Below are 19,125 nucleotides of genomic sequence, written 5' to 3'. Positions count from 1 at the left end.
AGGGAGAGAACGGGATCGGTAGTCATGAAACACGGTAAGTACCGTTTCATCGCGGGGTTCTTGGTCCTCCCGCTGGCGATTTACGCGATCTTCGTGATCTCGCCCTTCGTGCAGGCCATTTACTACTCCTTCACGGACTGGACCGGGCTGAGTCCGGACATGAAGATGGTCGGCCTCGACAACTATGCGCGCCTCTTCCAGGACGATGTCTTCTGGTCCGCCGTGGGCAACAGTGTGACGTTGTTGCTGCTCCTGCCGGTGGTGACGCTCTCGCTCGGGCTCTTCTTCGCCTTCATGCTCAACGTCGGTGGCCGTCGCCGGAAGAAGGCGGTCATCGGCGGGGTGCGCGGCTCGGGCACCTATAAAATCCTCTACTTCTTCCCGCAGGTGCTCTCGGTCCCGATCGTCGCGCTGCTGTTCCAGTTCGCCTACAACCCGGAGAGCGGCGCGCTCAACGCCTTCTTCGACGCGGTCGGGCTCGACAATGTGCAGCCGGACTGGCTGGGGGATCCGCAGATCGCCCTGTGGTGTGTGATGGCCGCGATGGTGTGGGCCAATGTCGGCTTCTATGTGGTGCTCTTCTCGGCGGGTATGAGCTCCATCCCGAAGGACTTCTACGAGGCCGCGCTGCTGGACGGCGCGAACCGCTTCAACACGTTCTTCCGGATCACCCTGCCGCTGCTGTGGGACACCGTCCAGACCGGCTGGATCTATATGGGCATTCTCGCCCTGGACGTGTCGGCCTTCGCCTTCGTGCAGATCATGAGCGTCGGTCCGGGCGGTCCCGACTATTCGACCGAGGTCCTTCCGCTGTACGTGTACCAGAAGACCTTCCGCGACGGTCAGGCCGGATATGCGACCGCCATCGGCGTTTCCCTGCTGATCGTGACCCTCATCTTCTCGGCCGTCGTCATGCGGCTGGGACGGCGCGAGCGACTGGAGTTCTGATGAGTGCGCAGACAGACCCCGCGGACCTCCCGGGGGTGACGAAGGAGCACCCACCGTCTCCGGGCGCCTCGCGGATTCCCGGCCCGCGCGGCGGACAGGGACGCAAGGGCGGCGCCGGCTCCGGCGGCGGAAGCGGCGAGGGCAGGGTCCTCAATGTCTTCTCGCACGGAGTCCTGGTGATCTGGGGCCTGTTGGTCACCATGCCGCTGCTGTGGGCGGTGGTGAACTCCTTCAAGGACGACACCGAGATCTTCGGCTCGCCCTGGGGACTGCCGTCGGTCCTGCACTTCGACAACTGGGCCCGCGCCTGGGACAAGGCGCACATGGGCCAGTACTTCCTCAACTCGCTGATCGTCGTGGGCGGTTCGCTGATCGGCACGATGCTGCTGGGGTCGATGGCGGCGTATGTGCTGGCCCGCTTCGACTTCCCGGGTAACCGCTTTCTGTACTTCCTGTTCGTCGGCGGCATGGGATTCCCGGTCATCCTGGCGCTGGTCCCGCTGTTCTTCGTCATGAAGAACATGGCGCTGCTGGACACCTACCACGGGCTGATCCTGGTCTATATCGCCTACTCGCTGCCGTTCACGGTCTTCTTCCTCAGCGGGTTCTTCAAGACGCTGCCGACCTCGGTGGGCGAGGCGGCGCTCATCGACGGTGCCTCGCACACCCGCACCTTCTTCCAGGTGATGCTGCCGATGGCCAAGCCCGGCCTGATCAGCGTCGGGATCTTCAACTTCCTCGGGCAGTGGAACCAGTACCTGCTGCCGACGGTGCTCAACGTCGGTGACCCGGACAGGAAGATGCTGACCCAGGGGCTGGTGGCGCTGGCGGTGAGTCAGGGCTACAAGGGGGACTGGTCCGGTCTGTTCGCCGGGCTGACGATCGCGATGCTGCCGGTGCTCGCCGCGTACATCATCTTCCAGCGGCAGGTGGTGGCCGGTCTGACCGCCGGCGCACTGAAGTAGGGGAGTGGGGGTGCCGGCCCAGGCCACGAGCCCGTCCGGCGGCCGACGGTCCGGCGAAAGATTTGCGCCACCTTGGCGTACCGCCGAGCAGGCGTCCCGGGGCAGCTCCGCTGCGGGCGGGGCCGCATCCCCGGGTGCCCGGATCAGGCGCTATCCGATCATGCCGGGCTCAACGCCTTGACGAGACTTCCCGGCTGGCGTTCTGCTTAGGGTTCACATGTTGAATCGATGGCCGCCCCCCGAGGACGTGGGTGCGGTCGGCGGGCGGTCGTCGTGCCTCCCCAGCTTCCGCTGGGAGGCACCCCCGGCCCCAGACGGGAGTGGATGAGTCGATGGAGACTCCGGGGTCGCAGTCCTCGCTGCACCGGGCCAATCTGGAGCGGGTCGTGCGCGCGGTGCGTATGGCGGGCTCTCTCACGCAGGCGGAGATCGCCCGGAGCACGGGGCTGTCCGCGGCCACCGTTTCCAACATCGTTCGCGAGTTGAAGGACGGCGGAACCGTTGAGGTGACGCCGACCTCGGCGGGCGGGCGGCGGGCGCGCAGTGTCTCGCTCTCCGGCGACGCGGGCATCGTCGTAGGGGTCGATTTCGGGCATTCCCATCTGCGGGTGGCGGTCGGCAACCTCGCCCACCAGGTGCTCGCCGAGGAAGCCGAGCCGATCGATGTGGACGCCTCCGCCGCGGAGGGCTTCGACCGGGCGGAACAGCTGGTCAACCGGCTGATCGCGGCCACCGGGATCGATGCCGGCAAGGTCGTCGGCGTCGGCCTGGGCGTGCCGGGGCCCATCGACGTCGAATCCGGGACGCTCGGCTCCACGGCGATCCTGCCGGGCTGGACGGGGACGAACCCCGGTCAGGAGCTGTCGGGGCGCCTCGGGGTGCCCGTCCACGTCGACAACGACGCCAACCTCGGCGCGCTGGGCGAGCTGGTGTGGGGCGGCGGCCGCGGGGCCTCCGACCTGGCGTACATCAAGGTCGCCAGCGGTGTCGGCGCCGGGCTGGTGATCAGCGGGCAGATCTACCGCGGGCCGGGCGGCACGGCGGGCGAGATCGGGCACATCACGCTGGACGAGGCCGGTCCGGTGTGCCGCTGCGGAAACCGTGGCTGTCTGGAGACCTTCACCGCGGCCCGGTACGTCCTCCCGCTGCTGCAGCCGAGCCACGGGCCCGATCTGACCATGTCGCGGGTGGTCCAGCTGGCCCGCGAGGGTGACCCGGGCTGCCGCCGGGTCATTGCGGACGTGGGGCGCTATATCGGGAGTGGTGTGGCAAACCTGTGCAATCTGCTCAATCCCAGCAGGGTGGTGCTCGGCGGGGATCTCGCCGAGGCCGGTGAGCTGGTGCTCGCACCGATCCGTGAGTCGGTCTCGCGCTACGCGATCCCCAGCGCGGCACGGCAGTTGGGGATCGTCCCGGGCACGCTCGGGGGCCGTGCGGAGGTGCTCGGCGCGCTGGCGCTGGTGCTGAGCGAGATGGGCGATTCGACCCTGCTCGACGGTGCGCAGACCGCGGACGCTCCGACCCCGGCATAAGAGCGCCGAGTTCACACAGCTAACGCATGGCACCGTTGTCATCTCGTTAAGGATTTACTCCTTGACGGTCGGCTGGCGGCCGAGTTGACTTCCAGCCACCTCGGCCGCAAGGACGCGGCCTCGTCAGGGAGGCACCCCCATGAACGTTTGGACGCGTCGCGTCGTCATAGGCACAGCCGCCGTCTCGATGGCGCTCTCCGTGGCCGCCTGCGGCAAGGCCGGCGACGGCGCCAAAGGTGGCGGCGGCGACAACAAGACGATCGGCCTGCTGCTGCCGGAGAACAAGACCACGCGTTACGAGACCTTCGACCGCCCGCTCATGGAGGCGAAGATCAAGGCGCTGTGCAGCGACTGCACGGTGAAGTACAACAACGCGGCGCAGGAGACCGAGACCCAGAAGAAGCAGTTCGACGCGCTGATCACCCAGGGCGTGAAGGTGATCATTCTGGACGCGGTCGACTACAAGGCCACCAAGTCCTGGGTGAACCAGGCCGCCAAGAAGGGCGTGAAGGTCGTCGCGTACGACCGGCTGGCCGAGGGCAACATCTCCGCCTACGTGTCCTACGACAACGAGAAGATCGGCCGCCTGCAGGGCGAGGCGCTGGTCAAGGCGCTCGGCGACAAGGCCAAGGACAGCAATGTCGTCATGATCAACGGTTCGCCGACCGACCCGAACATGCCGTTCTTCAAGAAGGGCGCCCACAGCGTCCTCGACAAGCAGGTCAAGAAGATCGCCTACGAGCAGGACATCCCGGACTGGTCGCCGGACGAGGCCAACAAGAAGATGAGCGCCGCCCTCGACTCGCTCGGCAAGGACGGCTTCCAGGGCGTCTACTCCGGCAACGACGGCATGGCCGGCGGCATCATCACCGCCCTCAAGCAGAAGGGCGTGGAGGTCCCGGTCGGCGGCCAGGACGCCGAGCTCGCGGGTCTGCAGCGGATCCTCAAGGGCGACCAGGCGTTCACGATCTACAAGCAGATCAAGCCGCAGGCCGACTCCACGGCCGAGATCGCGGTCAAGCTGCTCAAGGGCGAGAAGATCGGCTCCCTGACGGACTCCAAGGTCGACAGCCTCAGCGGCGAGGTCAAGGGCATCCCGGCCAAGCTGTACGACGCGCAGATCGTGACCAAGGACAACATCGCCTCCACGATCCTCAAGGACAAGGTCTACAAGGCGAGCCAGATCTGCGCCGGCGACGCCAAGAAGGCCTGCGAGGCGGCCGGCATCAAGTAAGGCCACGGGCCCTCCGGCCCCGGATCCCCCCCGGCGCCGGATCCCCGGCCCCGGTTCCACGCCCCGGTCCCGGTCCCCGAACCCCGGCCCCAGGACCCCGGTCAGACGGGGCCGCGCGGCACCGCCCCGCGGCCCCCGGCCCGGTCCGTACCCCCACCGGTCCCTACCCGCCCCGTGACACCCCGTCCCGGGCGCGGACGCCGGACCGTCCCTCGCGAGCCCCCTGCTCCACGCACCACCATCCCCGCCGTTGTGACGGCGGCGAAGGAGATGATTCACGTGTCCGCTACGCCTGTGCTGGCGTTGCGCGGAATCTCCAAGCGGTTCGGCGCCGTCCAGGCACTCACGGACGTCACCCTGGAGATCCACCCCGGTGAGGTGGTCGCCCTCGTCGGCGACAACGGCGCCGGCAAGTCCACCCTCGTCAAGACCATCTCGGGCGTCCACCCGGTCGACGACGGCGCCATCGAATGGCAGGGCGAGACAGTCCGCATCAACAAGCCGCACGACGCCCAGGAACTCGGCGTCGCCACCGTCTACCAGGACCTCGCGCTCTGCGACAACCTCGACGTCGTCGCCAACCTCTTCCTCGGCAACGAGACCCGCACCGTCGGTGTCCTCGACGAGATCGCCATGGAGAAGCGGGCCAAGGAGCTGCTGGACACCCTGTCCATCCGCATCCCCAGCGTCCGGATCCCCGTCGCGGCGCTCTCCGGCGGTCAGCGGCAGGTCGTCGCCATCGCCCGTGCGCTGATCGGCGACCCGAAGGTCGTCATCCTCGACGAGCCCACCGCCGCACTCGGTGTCGAGCAGACCGCGCAGGTCCTCGACCTCGTCGAGCGGCTGCGGGAGCGCGGCCTGGGCGTCATCCTCATCAGCCACAACATGGCCGATGTGCAGGCCGTCGCGGACCGGGTCGCGGTGCTGCGGCTGGGCCGCAACAACGGTGTCTTCGATGTCGAGGGCACCTCCCACGAAGAGATCATCGCCGCCATCACCGGCGCCTCGGACAACGCCGTGACCCGCCGCAAGGCGCGTACGGACCAGGTGAAGAAGGAGGCCGGGGCATGAGCGATCTCACGAAGGAGCCCGCGGCGACGACAGCCGCCCCGGCCGCGGACGCCGCCCCGCCGGCCGCCGTCGACCCCCGTCTGCTCGTCCGCGAACAGGGCTTCGCCGGCTATCTCAACGACTTCAAGCGCCGGGTGCGCGGGGGTGAGCTGGGCTCGCTGCCGGTCATCATCGGCCTGTTCGTCATCGCGGTCGTCTTCCAGCTGAAGAACAGCAGCTTCCTGTCCGCGGACAGCCTCGCCAACATCGGCGTCTACACCTCCGGCCTCGGCATCATGGCCGTCGGCATCGTCTTCGTGCTGCTGCTCGGCGAGATCGATCTGTCCGTCGGCTCGGTGGCGGGCGTCGGCGCGGCCGTGTGGGCCGTCCTCAGCGTCACCAACGGCGTCAACGACTGGCTCGCGGTGCTGATCGCCATCGCGACCGGTGTGGTCATCGGTGCCCTGCACGGGTTCTTTTTCGCCAAGATCGGTGTGCCGGCCTTCGTCGTCACGCTGGCCGGTTTCCTCGGCTGGAGCGGTCTCCAGATCTGGATGATGGGCAAGGAAGGCTCCATCAACACGCCGAGCGGCAGCGTCGTGGAGAACCTCACCGGCTACTACTTCGAGGACAAGGCCGCCGCGTACGGTCTCGCGCTGGTCGCGGTCCTCGCCTACGCCGGATCGCTGCTGCTGGACAGCAGGCGCCGCAAGGCCGCCGCGCTGCCGTCCCGGCCGCTCAGCGAGATCCTGCTGCGCACCGGCGTGGTCGCGGTGCTCGCCTTCGTCGTCGCCTATGTCCTGAACGAGCCGGCCGGCGCCCGCGGTCTGCCGCTGGCTCTGGTGCTGTTCCTCGCGGTCCTGGTCGTGGCCGACTTCGTGGTGCGCCGTACCACCTACGGACGGCAGATCTTCGCGGTCGGCGGCAACGCCGAGGCGGCCCGCCGCGCCGGTATCAATGTGAACAAGATCCGGATCAGCGTCTTCGCCGTCTCCGGCATGCTCGCGGCCTTCGGCGGACTGTTCATCGCCAGCCTCTCCGGTGGGGCCACCAAGAACCTGGGCTCCGGCAACACCCTGATGAACGTCATCGCGGCGGCCGTCATCGGTGGTACCAGCCTCTTCGGCGGACGTGGCAAGATCTGGTCCGCGCTGCTGGGCATGCTGGTCATCCAGTCGATCCAGCAGGGCCTGAACCTGCTCGGCATGGCGAGTGAGATCCAGTACATGATCACCGGCGCGGTCCTGCTCGCCGCCGTGGTCATCGACTCGGTCTCCCGCCGGACGCAGAAAACGGCCGGACGTACCTGACCGCGGTGGTCGTCCGACGGCGCCGGCCCCCACCGGGCATCATCCGGTGGGGGCCCCTCCGTGTGCGGCGCCGTACGCCGTGCGGCGTGCCGGGCCCCATGTCACCCGAGTGACATACATCGCAAGGCCCGGGCGTCGCCGCGGCGGACGCAACATTAGACTCGTCTGATCGGCAAGCTCGATCCACGGCAGCAAGCAGCAAGGAGGCAGGGGTGCAGGAGGTGCCGCGCAAAGCGTGTCCGGCCGGGGTGGTGGCGGGCGACGGGAGGGCGTTGCTTTCCCGTATCAGGGGACCGCGCGATCTGGACCGACTGGGCCCGGAGCAGCTCGAGCAGCTGGCGGGGGAGATCCGTACCTTCCTTGTCGATGCGGTGTCCAAGACCGGCGGACACCTCGGCCCGAACCTCGGCGTGGTCGAGCTGACCATCGCCCTGCACCGCGTCTTCGACTCCCCGAAGGACAAGGTCCTCTTCGACACCGGGCATCAGTCCTACGTCCACAAGCTGCTCACCGGTCGTCAGGACTTCTCCAAGCTCAAGGCGAAGGGCGGCCTGTCCGGCTACCCCTCCCGTGCCGAGTCCGAGCACGACATCATCGAGAACAGCCACGCCTCCACGGTGCTGGGCTGGGCCGAGGGCATCGCGAAGGCCAACGAGGTGCGTGGTTCGGACAACCGGGTCGCCGCGGTCATCGGTGACGGCGCGCTGACCGGCGGTATGGCCTGGGAGGCGCTCAACAACATCGCCGCCGCCAAGGACCGCCCGCTCGTCATCGTCGTCAACGACAACGAGCGCTCCTACGCCCCGACCATCGGCGGCCTGGCCAACCACCTGGCGACGCTGCGCACCACGGACGGCTACGAGCGTTTCCTGGCCCGCGGCAAGGACCTGCTGGAGCGCACGCCGGTCGTCGGCAAGCCGCTCTACGAGACGCTGCACGGTGCCAAGAAGGGCCTCAAGGACTTCATCGCCCCGCAGGGCATGTTCGAGGACCTGGGCCTGAAGTACGTCGGCCCGATCGACGGCCATGACATCGAGGCGCTGGAGTCCGCCCTGACGCGCGCCAAGCGCTTCGGCGGCCCGGTCATCGTCCACTGCCTCACCGAGAAGGGCCGCGGCTACCAGCCCGCCCTCCAGGACGAGGCGGACCGCTTCCACGCGGTCGGCAAGATCCACCCCGACACCGGCCTGCCCATCTCCTCGGGCGGCAAGGACTGGACGTCCGTCTTCGGTGACGAGATGGTCGAGCTCGGCAAGGAGCGCAAGGACATCGTCGCCATCACGGCGGCCATGCTCCAGCCCGTCGGACTGGACAAGTTCGCCAAGGCCTTCCCCGACCGCGTCTTCGACGTCGGCATCGCCGAGCAGCACGGGGCGGTCTCCGCGGCGGGCATGGCCACCGGCGGTCTGCACCCGGTCTTCGCCGTCTACGCCACCTTCCTCAACCGCGCCTTCGACCAGGTCCTGATGGATGTGGCGCTGCACAAGTGCGGTGTCACCTTCGTGCTGGACCGGGCCGGGGTCACCGGCACCGACGGCGCCTCGCACAACGGCATGTGGGACATGTCGATCCTGCAGGTCGTGCCCGGTCTGCGGATCGCCGCGCCGCGCGACGCCGACCAGGTCCGCGCCCAGCTGCGCGAGGCCGTCGACGTCGACGACGCGCCCACCGTGGTGCGCTACTCCAAGGGCGCCGTCGGCCCCGCGGTCGAGGCCGTCGGACGGATCGGCGGCATGGACGTGCTGCGCGAGCCCGCCGAGGGCGTCACCCGGCCCGACGTCCTCCTCGTGTCCGTCGGCGCGCTCGCCCCGATGTGCCTGGAGATCGCCGACCTCCTGGACAAGCAGGGTATTTCCACCACTGTCGTCGACCCCCGCTGGGTCAAGCCGGTCGACGCGGCGCTGCCGGGGCTGGCCGCCAAGCACCGGGTCGTGGTCACGGTCGAGGACAACGTCCGTTCCGGCGGCGTCGGTTCGGCCGTCGCCCAGGCGCTGCGTGACGCCGGTGTGGATCTGCCGCTGCGCGACTTCGGCATCCCCGAGCGGTTCCTCGACCACGCCTCCCGCAAGGAGGTCATGGCGGAGATCGGGCTCACCGCGCCGGACATCGCCCGCCAGGTGACCGGCCTGGTCTCCAAGATCGACGGGCTGTCCCAGTCCCCGCTCCGTCCGGTTGACGGCGGCGCGGACGCCTCCGAGGCCGCCCGCGCCAAGGGTGCGGCCGAGCCGGCCGAGGCCGCCCGCGACTGATTCCGCAGACGGCACGATGGGCCGGCCGGTCATCCGTACGGATGTTCCGCCCGGCCCATCGGCATACGTACGGCCGCACCCCATCGGGTGAATCCCCGCCGTCCGGAGGCCCGCCGAAGCTGACTGTTTCCCGGCATTGCGGAGACTCGGTCAGTTCAGGAGAGTTGCGAGGGTCGTCCAGGCGGAGGTTCGCCCATGAGCACACAGCACGGCACACCACATGATTCACGCCGCAGTCGCGGCCTGTTCCGGACGAAGTCCGTGGAACAGTCGATCCTGGATACCGAGGAGCCGGAGCACACGCTCAAGAAGTCCCTGTCGGCGCTCGATCTGACGGTCTTCGGTGTCGGTGTCGTCATCGGCACCGGCATTTTCGTCCTCACCGGAAAAATCGCCAAGGAGCAGGCCGGCCCCGCCGTCGCGCTGTCCTTCGTCGTCGCGGGTGTGGTCTGCGCGCTGGCGGCGCTGTGTTACGCGGAGTTCGCCTCCACCGTGCCGGTCGCCGGGTCGGCCTTCACCTTCTCGTACGCCTCACTGGGCGAGCTGCCCGCCTGGATCATCGGCTGGGACCTGATCCTGGAACTCGCCCTGGGCTGTGCGGTGGTCGCGGTCGGCTGGTCCGGCTATGTGCGCTCCCTGCTGGACTCCGCCGGGCTGCATCTGCCCGCCGGCCTGTCCGGCACCCATGAGGGGCAGTTCGGCTTCGATCTGCTCGCCTTCCTCCTCGTACTGGTGCTGACCGGCATCCTGGTGCTCGGGGCGAAGCTGTCCTCGCGGGTGACGGCGGTGGTCGTCGCGATCAAGGTCACCGTCGTCCTGCTGGTCATCGTCGCCGGTGCCTTCTTCATCAACGGCGCCAACTACACGCCGTTCATCCCGCCCAGCGAGTCCACTGAAGCCGGCGGCGGACTGAACGCGCCGCTGGCCCAGCTGATGTTCGGCTTCACCCCGGCCAACTTCGGCACCATGGGCATCTTCGCCGCGGCGGCCGTGGTCTTCTTCGCCTTCATCGGCTTCGACATCGTGGCCACCGCCGCCGAGGAGACCCGCAACCCGCAGCGCGATGTGCCGCGCGGCATCCTCGGCTCACTGGCCATCTGCACCATCCTCTACGTGGCCGTGTCGATCGTCGTGACCGGTATGCAGAAGTACAGCGAGCTCTCCACCGACGCCCCGCTCGCCGATGCCTTCAAGGACCTCGGGCACCCCTTCTTCGCGGGCGTGATCAGCTTCGGCGCCGCCGTCGGCCTGACCTCCGTCAGCATGATCCTGCTGCTCGGCCAGAGCCGGGTGTTCTTCGCGATGAGCCGGGACGGGCTGCTGCCGCGGGTCTTCTCGAAGTCCCATCCGCGGTTCGGTACCCCCTACCGGTCGACCATCGCGCTGGGTGTCGTCGTCGCCGTCGTCGCCGGCTTCACCTCGATCGACGAACTCGCCGAACTGGTCAATATCGGCACCCTGTTCGCGTTCGTCGTGGTCGCGGTCGGCGTCATCCTGCTCCGCCGCTCCCGGCCCGATCTGCCGCGTTCCTTCCGCACCCCGCTGGTGCCGCTGGTGCCGGTGCTCTCGGTGGCGGCCTCGGTGTGGCTGATGCTCAATCTGCCCGCGGAGACCTGGGTCCGGTTCGCGTTCTGGATGGTGGCCGGCTTCGTCATCTACTTCCTGTACGGGCGCAAGCACAGCCGCCTCGGCATGCGCACCCGCGAGGCCGCCGAGGACTGACGGCGCCGGAGGCCCGCCCGGTTCCTCCGCCCGGCCCCGTGTGCCGCGTCCGCGCGGTGTACGGGGCTTCGCCGTATCTACGCCTCGCCGCGCCCCCGGCCCCATACGGCCCGCGGCCCCGTCACCCGTGCGCCCAGCGCCTGGACCCGCTCCCGCAGCCCGCGGTCCGCGGTGACCACCAGACAGTCCCGCCCGCCGCACTCGTCCGCCACCAGCTGCACGATCCGGTCATCGCCGCTGCCGTCCGCCGGCACCACCCGGACGCCCTCGACGGACTCGACCCGCCGCGCCGCGCCCTCCACCACCAGGACCATCTCCAGGGGCGGTGTCGCCAGCCCCGGCAGCCCCCGGGTGACGTACGCGGGCAGCGCGTCGCGCAGCCGCTCCGCCGCGCCGTGCCGGTCCCGCCACCAGCCGTCGGGCACCGAACCGACGACATTCGCGGCATCGACAATGACCAAGGAATCCATGCCGCCACCCTCCCACGCCGGGCCGCGGCCGTACCCCGGCACACAAAGGCGCGGACCGGCTCCGCCGAGCCGGCCCGCGCCTTCCGCTGTCAGCTGTGCACCCTTACGCGGGCACGCTCGCGACTCCCGGGGCCAGGAACTTCTTGCCGGTCACTCGCTCGGAGACGCCCGCGCGGTCCAGGTACGGCGTGATGCCGCCCAGGTGGAATGGCCAGCCGGCGCCGGTGATCAGGCACAGGTCGATGTCCTGCGCCTCGGCGACCACGCCCTCGTCCAGCATCAGGCCGATCTCCTGCGCCACCGCGTCCAGGACACGGTCGCGGACCTGGTCCTCCGTCAGCACCGAGTCGCCCTGCTTGAGGAGCGCGGCGACCTCGGGGTCCAGCTCCGGCTTGCCGGAGTCGTAGACGTAGAAGCCGCGCTTGCCGGCCTCGACGACGGCCTTGAGGTTCGGGGAGACCGTGAAGCGGTCCGGGAAGGAGCGGTTCAGGGTCTCCGACACGTGCAGACCGATCGCCGGGCCGACCAGCTCCAGCAGCACCAGCGGCGACATCGGCAGACCGAGCGGCTCGATGGCCTTCTCGGCGACGTCGACCGGGGTGCCCTCGTCGATGACGTTCTGGATCTCGCCCATGAAGCGGGTCAGGATGCGGTTGACGACGAACGCCGGGGCGTCCTTCACCAGCACCGCGGTCTTCTTCAGCTTCTTGGCGACGCCGAAGGCCGTGGCCAGCGAGGCGTCGTCGGTCTTCTCACCGCGGACGATCTCCAGCAGCGGCAGGATCGCGACCGGGTTGAAGAAGTGGAAGCCGACGACCCGCTCGGGGTGCTTCAGCTTCGAGGCCATCTCGGTGACCGACAGCGAGGAGGTGTTGGTGGCGAGGATCGCGTGCGCCGGGGCGACGGCCTCCACCTCCGCGAACACCGTCTGCTTGACGCCGATCTCCTCGAAGACCGCCTCGATGATGAAGTCGGCGTCGGAGAAGCCCTCGGCCTTGTCGAGGACACCGGAGACCAGGGCCTTGAGGCGATTGGCCTTGTCCTGGTTGATGCGGCCCTTGCCGAGCAGCTTGTCGATCTCGGCGTGGACATAGCCCACACCCTTGTCGACGCGCTCCTGGTCGATGTCGGTCAGCACGACCGGCACCTCCAGGCGGCGCAGGAACAGCAGGGCCAGTTGCGAGGCCATCAGACCGGCGCCGACGACACCGACCTTGCTGACCGGACGCGCCAGGTTCTTGTCCGGCGCACCGGCGGGGCGCTTGGCCCGCTTCTGCACCAGGTTGAACGAGTAGATGCCGGCGCGGAGTTCGCCACCCATGATCAGGTCCGCCAGGGCCTGGTCCTCGGCGTCGAAACCGGCCTGCAGGTCGCCGTTCTTGGCGGCGGCGATGATGTCGAGCGCGCGGTAGGCGGCCGGGGCGGCGCCGTGCACCTTGCCGTCGGCGATGAACCTGCCCTTGGCGACGGCCTGGTCCCAGGCCTCACCGCGGTCGACCTCGGGGCGCTCGACGGTGACGTCGCCCTTGAGGACGTTCGCCGTCCAGATCAGCGACTGCTCCAGGAAGTCCGCACCCTCGAAGATCGCGTCCGCGATGCCGAGGTCGAAGACCTGCTGGCCCTTGAGCTGCTTGTTCTGGTTGAGCGAGTTCTCGATGATGACCGAGACGGCCTTCTCCGCGCCGATGAGGTTCGGCAGCAGTGCGCAGCCGCCCCAGCCCGGGACGAGACCGAGGAAGACCTCGGGCAGCGAGAAGGCGGGCGCGGCCTGGGAGACCGTGCGGTACGAGCAGTGCAGACCGACCTCGACGCCACCGCCCATGGCGGCACCGTTGTAGTAAGCGAAGGTCGGCACGGCGAGCTTCGCGAGCCGCTTGAAGACCTCGTGGCCGCCCTTGCCGATGGCCAGTGCGTCCTCGTGCTTCTTCAGCAGCTCGACGCCCTTGAGGTCGGCGCCGACGGCGAAGATGAACGGCTTGCCGGTGAGGCCGACGCCGACGATGTCGCCGTCCGCGGCCTCCTTCTCGACCTGGTCGATCGCGGCGTTGAGGTTCGCCAGCGAGCCCGGACCGAAGGTGGTCGGCTTGGTGTGGTCGAAGCCGTTGTCGAGTGTGATCAGCGCGAACCGGCCCGCGCCGTACGGCAGATCGAGGTGGCGGACGTGCGCCGACGTGACGACCTCGTCGGGGAACAGCTCGGCCGCACCCTTCAGTAGCTCGGCGGTGGTGGGGTTGCTCATGCCGCTCCCTCGCTTCGCTTGGTCGAGCATGCGCACATGCTGCACCTTTCCATGGTTCGCTCGCTGCGCTCGCTCACTTGCTGCCTCCGTCGAAGTTCGGGTTCTCCCAGATGACCGTCGCGCCCATGCCGAAGCCGACGCACATGGTGGTCAGGCCGTAGCGGACCTGCGGCTGCTCCTCGAACTGCCGGGCCAGCTGGGTCATCAGCCGCACGCCGGAGGAGGCCAGCGGGTGGCCGAAGGCGATGGCGCCGCCGTACTGGTTGACGCGCGCGTCGTCGTCGGCGATGCCGTAGTGGTCGAGGAAGGCGAGCACCTGCACGGCGAACGCCTCGTTGACCTCGAACAGGTCGATGTCCTCGATGCCCAGGCCCGCCTTGGCGAGGGCCTTCTCGGTGGCCGGGATCGGGCCGTAGCCCATGACCTCGGGCTCGACGCCGGCGAAGGCGTAGGAGACCAGGCGCATCTTGACCGGGAGGTCGTGCTCCCGGGCGAAGTCCTCGGAGGCGATGATCGAGGCGGTGGCACCGTCGTTGAGACCAGCGGCGTTACCGGCGGTGACGCGGCCGTGCGTACGGAACGGCGTCTTGAGGCCGGCGAGGTTCTCCAGGGTCGTCCCCGGACGCATCGGCTCATCGGCGGTGACCAGGCCCCAGCCCGTCTCGCCGACCTCCGCGTTGGTGTTGCGCACCGAGATCGGTACCAGATCCTGCTGGATCTTCCCGTTCGCGTACGCCTTCGCCGCCTTCTCCTGCGAGCGCACGGCGTACTCGTCGGCGCGCTGCTTGGTGATGTGCGGGTAGCGGTCGTGGAGGTTCTCCGCCGTCATGCCCATGAACAGGGCCGACTGGTCGACGAGCTTCTCGCTCACGAACCGCGGGTTCGGGTCGACTCCCTCACCCATGGGGTGGCGGCCCATGTGCTCGACACCGCCGGCGATGACGGCGTCGTACGCACCGAAGGCGATGGAGCCGGCGGTCGCCGTGACGGCGGTCAGCGCACCGGCGCACATGCGGTCGATGGAGTAGCCGGGGACGGACTGCGGGAGGCCCGCGAGGATGCCGGCCGTGCGGCCGATGGTCAGGCCCTGGTCACCGATCTGGGTGGTCGCGGCGATGGCGACCTCGTCGATCTTCGCGGGGTCCAGGGCCGGGTTGCGGCGCAGCAGCTCCCGGATGGCCTTCACGACGAGATCGTCGGCGCGGGTCTCGTGGTAGATGCCCTTCGGGCCCGCCTTGCCGAACGGGGTGCGGACGCCGTCGACGAAGACGACGTCCCTAGCGGTACGAGGCACGTTGGCTCTCCTCCAGGTGCGGGATGGCACTGCTGCTGCGGGGCGCCCCGCGGGGCGCTTCACACCGACATGCTACTTACGGGTAACCAAGCTGCACACCCCCACCGCCCGGAGCGTTGAAGGTCACACCCGGCAAAGGCCCCGGCTGCCGGGCGACCACGCCGCAACCGGCGGAAACCGGTGATCGAAAAGGGCTGAATGCCGTCGGGTCTTGGAGCAATTCATCCCATCACACACCTAAAGTGCCCATATGGATACGAACAGGAGTGGTGTCGTGGTCCGGCGCGGGCGTCCGGCGGGGCCGCGCACGATCGGACTGGTCTGTGCCGTCGCCGCCGCGGGCGCGCTGCTGTCGGGCTGCGGAAACAGCGGCAACGACACGGGAAGCCCCCAGAAGAGCGGGGCCCCCTCGGGGGCGGTCCCGGCCACCGCCCCCGCCTCCCCGACCGGCTCGCTCAACGCGGACCAGGCCCGGCGCAAGGCCCTGGTCCCCAAGGCCAAGGTGGACTACGGGCAGGCGCTGAAGGCGGCGATCGCGGCCGTCCCGTCCTCGGAGGCGATCGCAGCGGAACTCAAGGGGACGCCCGCCAGCCCCTATTGGGACACCGTGGTGGCGACGACCGACGGGGCGGCCTACGCCGTGCGGGTCGACGCGGTCTCCGGCAAGGCGGAGCAGCCGCGCCCCCAGTCGGACGACCCCGAGGACAAGCAGGAGCTGGCCGCCCGGCTGACCAAGGCCACCGTCACGGCCCAGCAGGCCGCGCAGACGGCCACCGAGAAGACGAAGGGCACCGTCACCACCATCGAGCTCGGCGACGCCGACCACGGCAACAACAACGACACCGTGGCCTGGACGGTGGGCGTGGTGACCACCGACGACTGGTACGAGACGACGTACGAGATCGACGCGACCAACCGCAAGGTCCTGTGGATGAACATCGATCAGGACTGAGTGACCGTTCGACCGTGCCCCGGGCCGGAGCCCTCCTCCGCCCGGGGCGTGTGCGTCAGCTGGGGTCCGTCAGCAGCGCCTGGGTGAGAAGCGGCGCGACCTGCTCGATCTGCCAGGGGCGGGCGCCGTGGCCCGACAGCACCTCGGCGACCGACTCCTGGGTCGGCTCGGCCGGCGGCTCCCAGCACAGCCGGCGCACCGTGTCCGGAGTGATCAGGTTCTCCTGCGGGAGATTCAGGCTCTCGGCGAGCGCGGTGACCGCCGCACGGGCGGCCGACAGCCGGGCCGCGGCGGCCGGGTCCTTGTCGGCCCAGGCGCGGGGCGGCGGGGGGCCGTTGAGCGGCTGGCCGGGCTGCGGCAGCTCGCTCTCGGGCAGCGCGCGGGCGCGGTCCACGGCGGCCTGCCACTGCTCCAGCTGCCGGCGGCCCATCCGGTGTCCGAAGCCGTGCAGCCCCGCCAGCGCATGGCTGTTGGGCGGCAGGCTCAGCGCCGCCTCCACGATCGCGGCGTCCCCGAGCACCTTGCCGGGCGAGACATCGCGCCGCTGGGCGACCTGGTCACGGGCCGTCCACAGCTCCCGTACGACCGCCATCTGGCGGCGCCGGCGGACCTTGTGCATACCGGAGGTACGGCGCCAGGGGTCCTTGCGGGGCGGCGGCGGGGGAGCGGCGGCGATCGCCGCGAACTCCTGCCGGGCCCACTCCAGCTTCCCCTGCTGCGTCAGCTCCTCCTCCAGCGCGTCCCGCAGATCCACCAGCAGCTCTACATCGAGCGCGGCATAGCGCAGCCAGGGCTCGGGCAGCGGGCGGGTGGACCAGTCGACGGCGGAGTGGCCCTTCTCCAGGGCGAAGCCGAGGACGTTCTCGACCATGGCGCCCAGTCCGACCCGGGCGAAGCCGGCCAGCCGCCCGGCCAGCTCGGTGTCGAACAGCCGGGTGGGGACCATCCCTATGTCACGCAGACACGGCAGGTCCTGGGTGGCGGCGTGCAGCACCCACTCGGCGTCGCCGATCGCCTCCCCCAGCGCCGACAGGTCGGGGCAGCCGACCGGGTCGATCAGTACGCTGCCGGCGCCCTCGCGGCGCAGCTGTACGAGGTAGGCGCGCTGGCCGTAGCGGTAGCCGGAGGCCCGCTCGGCGTCGACGGCCACCGGGCCCGTACCGGCCGCGAAGGCGGCCACGACCTCGGCGAGTGCGTCGTCCGTGGCGGTCACCGGGGGGATGCCCTCGCGGGGCTCCAGAAGAGGGACCGGCGCCGGTCGGGGGTCCGGAGGCGAGTCTCCGGCTGCTCGCAGTGTCGTGTCTGCTGCGGTCTTTTGGGCGTCGGTCACCAGTCAAGGGTATCTGTGTATGCACGTCGCCCGTCGAGGGAACGTTCCCTCGACGGGCGAGCCGGTCGTGTGGACGGTCAGTGAATGATGCCGGTACGCAGGGCGACCGCCACCATTCCGGCCCGGTCGCCGGTGCCGAGCTTGCGGGCAATGCGGGCGAGATGGCTCTTGACGGTCAGCGCCGACAGCCCCATCGAGACACCGATGGCCTTGTTGGACTGGCCCTCCGCCACCAGCCGCAACACCTCGACCTCGCGTCCCGACAGCTCCCGGTAGCCGCCCGGGTGACCGGGGGCACCCGGAGGACGGCGCTGCATACGGGCCGCGTTGGCGCCGATGGGTGAGGCGCCGGGGCGGCCGGGAAGGCCCAGGTTGGTGCGGGTGCCGGTGACGACATAGCCCTTGACGCCGCCGGCCAGGGCGTTGCGTACGGCACCGATGTCGTCGGCCGCGGACAGCGCGAGGCCGTTGGGCCAGCCCGCCGCCCGGGTCTCCGACAGCAGCGTGAGGCCGGAGCCGTCGGGAAGGTGGACGTCGGCAACGCAGATGTCGCGCGGGTTGCCGACGCGGGGACGGGCCTCCGCGATGGACGACGCCTCGATCACGTCGCGCACTCCGAGGGCCCACAGGTGGCGGGTGACGGTGGAGCGGACGCGAGGGTCGGCCACGACGACCATGGCCGTCGGCTTGTTCGGGCGGTAGGCGACCAGGCTCGAAGGTTGCTCGAGGAGAACAGACACCGGGCCTCCTGGGGGAGTGGCGGGGGACGGAAGCCGGCTGGGGGGAGCCGGAATGATCCGTGTTTGAAGGGTCACTGACCTCTTCGGCAGTAATCCGGCGGGACTTTAGACTTTGATCACGATTTAGTTAGGGGCAATTCGGGCAAATCGGATGCATGATCGATCAGGGTCTATCCCCAGTACGCACCGAGGTGATCAGAGCCGTACGCGAAGCCGCCCGGACCACCACAGCGGACCTCGACAGGTGGAGACGGCACGGCGGGCGCCGGGCAGCGGAAGGATCACCGGGACCGGGGTGCCGGAGTACGGTCACCGCGGCCCGGCCGTGGGGAACGCCGAGGTCAGCGCGGCTGTGCGCCGCGGCGCTGGGGCAGCGGGACGATCCCGCCGCGCGTCGTCATGTCGAGCGGGGCCGGCGGCAGACCCGCCACCTGGCACAGCAGATCGCACCAGGCCGACAGGTGCGCCGCCAGATCCGGCACCCCGCCGGGGCCCTCGGCAGGCGTCCAGGACGCCCGGATCTCGATCTGGGTCGCCGGCTCACGCGCCGCGAGCCCGCCGAAGTAGTACGAGCCGGCCCGGGTGACCGTCCCGCTCGGCGCGCCGTAGTGCACCCCGCGCGCGTCCAGTGCGCCCGTGAGCCACGACCAGGACACCTCCGGCAGCAGCGGATCGGCGCCCATCTCCGGCTCCAGCTCGGCTCGCGCCAGCGTCACCACACGGAACGTGCCCTGCCAGGTCTCGTCCCCGGCCGGGTTGTGCAGCACCACCAGCCGCCCGTCCGCCAGATCCCGGTCCTCGCCGTCCGGACCCGCGCCGCGCTCGACGACCGCCGCCTCCAGCGCGTACGCGAACGGGGCGAGCCGTTTCGGGGCGGGCGTCGGATCGATTTCGATCTCCGGCCGCAGCCGTGCCGCGCGGAGCGCTTCGACCGCCTGACGGAAGGGGATCGGGGCCTCGTCCGCGCTGTCCGCGAGGTGTTCATGAGCCGCAGCCATGCCCGGAAGATTAGGCGGAACCGGGCCCGCATACGGGGAGGACACCCGGTGCGCGCGTCGCCCATTCGGAGGTGCCCCCGGGCGCATGCGGA

The 19,125-nt window shown here is 69.7% G+C and carries 15 protein-coding genes; 9 read left to right on the top strand and 6 right to left on the bottom strand.

Annotated features, from left to right (window positions below; translation table 11 throughout):
• The first annotated feature begins 24 nt into the window (after positions 1-24).
• The 8 genes from SLV14N_RS09450 to SLV14N_RS09415 all read left to right on the top strand — a co-directional run bounded on the left by SLV14N_RS09450 (position 25) and on the right by SLV14N_RS09415 (position 11,010).
• Positions 25-948 carry a carbohydrate ABC transporter permease gene (locus SLV14N_RS09450; protein WP_109893475.1) on the top strand — a complete coding sequence of 308 codons (924 nt, stop codon included), beginning with the start codon at positions 25-27 and terminating at the stop codon, positions 946-948.
• Positions 948-1,913 (top strand): carbohydrate ABC transporter permease, encoded by a 966-nt coding sequence (locus tag SLV14N_RS09445; protein WP_208680543.1) that lies wholly within the window; start codon positions 948-950, stop codon positions 1,911-1,913. Before SLV14N_RS09450 ends, SLV14N_RS09445 begins: the two co-directional genes overlap by 1 nt.
• A gap of 332 nt (positions 1,914-2,245) precedes the next feature.
• Positions 2,246-3,445: an ROK family transcriptional regulator gene (locus tag SLV14N_RS09440; protein ID WP_263269022.1), complete on the top strand. Its 1,200-nt coding sequence runs from the start codon at positions 2,246-2,248 to the stop codon at positions 3,443-3,445.
• A gap of 139 nt (positions 3,446-3,584) precedes the next feature.
• Positions 3,585-4,679, top strand: coding sequence for a substrate-binding domain-containing protein (locus tag SLV14N_RS09435; protein ID WP_259670201.1), 1,095 nt, complete (start codon positions 3,585-3,587; stop codon positions 4,677-4,679).
• 270 nt (positions 4,680-4,949) lie between these two features.
• On the top strand, positions 4,950-5,750 hold the full coding sequence (locus SLV14N_RS09430) for an ATP-binding cassette domain-containing protein (RefSeq protein ID WP_078518561.1): 801 nt from the start codon (positions 4,950-4,952) through the stop codon (positions 5,748-5,750).
• Positions 5,747-7,039, top strand: a complete 1,293-nt coding sequence (locus tag SLV14N_RS09425; RefSeq protein WP_208680541.1) for a sugar ABC transporter permease — start codon at positions 5,747-5,749, stop codon at positions 7,037-7,039. The genes SLV14N_RS09430 and SLV14N_RS09425 overlap by 4 nt, the downstream gene beginning before the upstream one ends.
• A gap of 212 nt (positions 7,040-7,251) precedes the next feature.
• Positions 7,252-9,288, top strand: a complete 2,037-nt coding sequence (gene dxs / locus SLV14N_RS09420) for a 1-deoxy-D-xylulose-5-phosphate synthase (protein WP_208680540.1) — start codon at positions 7,252-7,254, stop codon at positions 9,286-9,288.
• Between the two features lie 195 nt (positions 9,289-9,483).
• Positions 9,484-11,010, top strand: coding sequence for an amino acid permease (locus SLV14N_RS09415; RefSeq protein WP_208680539.1), 1,527 nt, complete (start codon positions 9,484-9,486; stop codon positions 11,008-11,010).
• A 77-nt stretch (positions 11,011-11,087) separates the two neighbouring features.
• Here the strand turns inward: SLV14N_RS09415 and SLV14N_RS09410 are convergent, their stop codons facing one another.
• The 3 genes from SLV14N_RS09410 to SLV14N_RS09400 all read right to left on the bottom strand — a co-directional run bounded on the left by SLV14N_RS09410 (position 11,088) and on the right by SLV14N_RS09400 (position 15,013).
• Complete coding sequence (locus tag SLV14N_RS09410) at positions 11,088-11,480, bottom strand: NTP pyrophosphohydrolase (RefSeq protein ID WP_208680538.1); 393 nt, start codon at positions 11,478-11,480, stop codon at positions 11,088-11,090.
• A 103-nt stretch (positions 11,481-11,583) separates the two neighbouring features.
• Positions 11,584-13,719 carry a 3-hydroxyacyl-CoA dehydrogenase NAD-binding domain-containing protein gene (locus SLV14N_RS09405; protein ID WP_208680537.1) on the bottom strand — a complete coding sequence of 712 codons (2,136 nt, stop codon included), beginning with the start codon at positions 13,717-13,719 and terminating at the stop codon, positions 11,584-11,586.
• A 73-nt stretch (positions 13,720-13,792) separates the two neighbouring features.
• On the bottom strand, positions 13,793-15,013 hold the full coding sequence (locus SLV14N_RS09400; protein WP_208680536.1) for an acetyl-CoA C-acyltransferase: 1,221 nt from the start codon (positions 15,011-15,013) through the stop codon (positions 13,793-13,795).
• Between the two features lie 250 nt (positions 15,014-15,263).
• On the opposite strand from SLV14N_RS09400, the gene SLV14N_RS09395 reads away from it, so the two are divergent.
• Positions 15,264-15,965, top strand: a complete 702-nt coding sequence (locus SLV14N_RS09395) for a PepSY domain-containing protein (protein WP_259670200.1) — start codon at positions 15,264-15,266, stop codon at positions 15,963-15,965.
• Between the two features lie 55 nt (positions 15,966-16,020).
• Here the strand turns inward: SLV14N_RS09395 and SLV14N_RS09390 are convergent, their stop codons facing one another.
• The 3 genes from SLV14N_RS09390 to SLV14N_RS09380 all read right to left on the bottom strand — a co-directional run bounded on the left by SLV14N_RS09390 (position 16,021) and on the right by SLV14N_RS09380 (position 19,033).
• Positions 16,021-17,295 carry a ribonuclease D gene (locus tag SLV14N_RS09390; RefSeq protein ID WP_208680535.1) on the bottom strand — a complete coding sequence of 425 codons (1,275 nt, stop codon included), beginning with the start codon at positions 17,293-17,295 and terminating at the stop codon, positions 16,021-16,023.
• A gap of 77 nt (positions 17,296-17,372) precedes the next feature.
• Positions 17,373-18,035 carry a response regulator transcription factor gene (locus SLV14N_RS09385; protein WP_018088879.1) on the bottom strand — a complete coding sequence of 221 codons (663 nt, stop codon included), beginning with the start codon at positions 18,033-18,035 and terminating at the stop codon, positions 17,373-17,375.
• Positions 18,036-18,376: 341 nt separating this feature from the next.
• Positions 18,377-19,033 carry a DUF3000 domain-containing protein gene (locus SLV14N_RS09380; RefSeq protein ID WP_018088880.1) on the bottom strand — a complete coding sequence of 219 codons (657 nt, stop codon included), beginning with the start codon at positions 19,031-19,033 and terminating at the stop codon, positions 18,377-18,379.
• Positions 19,034-19,125: the final 92 nt, after the last annotated feature.

It is taken from the genome of Streptomyces sp. Je 1-4 4N24, from assembly GCF_026239515.1.
Lineage (GTDB): Bacteria > Actinomycetota > Actinomycetes > Streptomycetales > Streptomycetaceae > Streptomyces > Streptomyces nigrescens.
This window is presented reverse-complemented; position numbering and strand designations above follow the sequence as displayed.

Bases quoted from the DNA above. Each gene is read 5' to 3' on its own strand.
- SLV14N_RS09450 (WP_109893475.1), top strand. From the start codon at position 25: ATGAAACACGGTAAGTACCGTTTCATCGCGGGGTTCTTGGTCCTCCCG.
- SLV14N_RS09445 (WP_208680543.1), top strand. From the start codon at position 948: ATGAGTGCGCAGACAGACCCCGCGGACCTCCCGGGGGTGACGAAGGAG.
- SLV14N_RS09440 (WP_263269022.1), top strand. From the start codon at position 2,246: ATGGAGACTCCGGGGTCGCAGTCCTCGCTGCACCGGGCCAATCTGGAG.
- SLV14N_RS09435 (WP_259670201.1), top strand. From the start codon at position 3,585: ATGAACGTTTGGACGCGTCGCGTCGTCATAGGCACAGCCGCCGTCTCG.
- SLV14N_RS09430 (WP_078518561.1), top strand. From the start codon at position 4,950: ATGATTCACGTGTCCGCTACGCCTGTGCTGGCGTTGCGCGGAATCTCC.
- SLV14N_RS09425 (WP_208680541.1), top strand. From the start codon at position 5,747: ATGAGCGATCTCACGAAGGAGCCCGCGGCGACGACAGCCGCCCCGGCC.
- SLV14N_RS09415 (WP_208680539.1), top strand. From the start codon at position 9,484: ATGAGCACACAGCACGGCACACCACATGATTCACGCCGCAGTCGCGGC.
- SLV14N_RS09410 (WP_208680538.1), bottom strand. From the start codon at position 11,480: ATGGATTCCTTGGTCATTGTCGATGCCGCGAATGTCGTCGGTTCGGTG.
- SLV14N_RS09405 (WP_208680537.1), bottom strand. From the start codon at position 13,719: ATGAGCAACCCCACCACCGCCGAGCTACTGAAGGGTGCGGCCGAGCTG.
- SLV14N_RS09395 (WP_259670200.1), top strand. From the start codon at position 15,264: ATGGATACGAACAGGAGTGGTGTCGTGGTCCGGCGCGGGCGTCCGGCG.
- SLV14N_RS09380 (WP_018088880.1), bottom strand. From the start codon at position 19,033: ATGGCTGCGGCTCATGAACACCTCGCGGACAGCGCGGACGAGGCCCCG.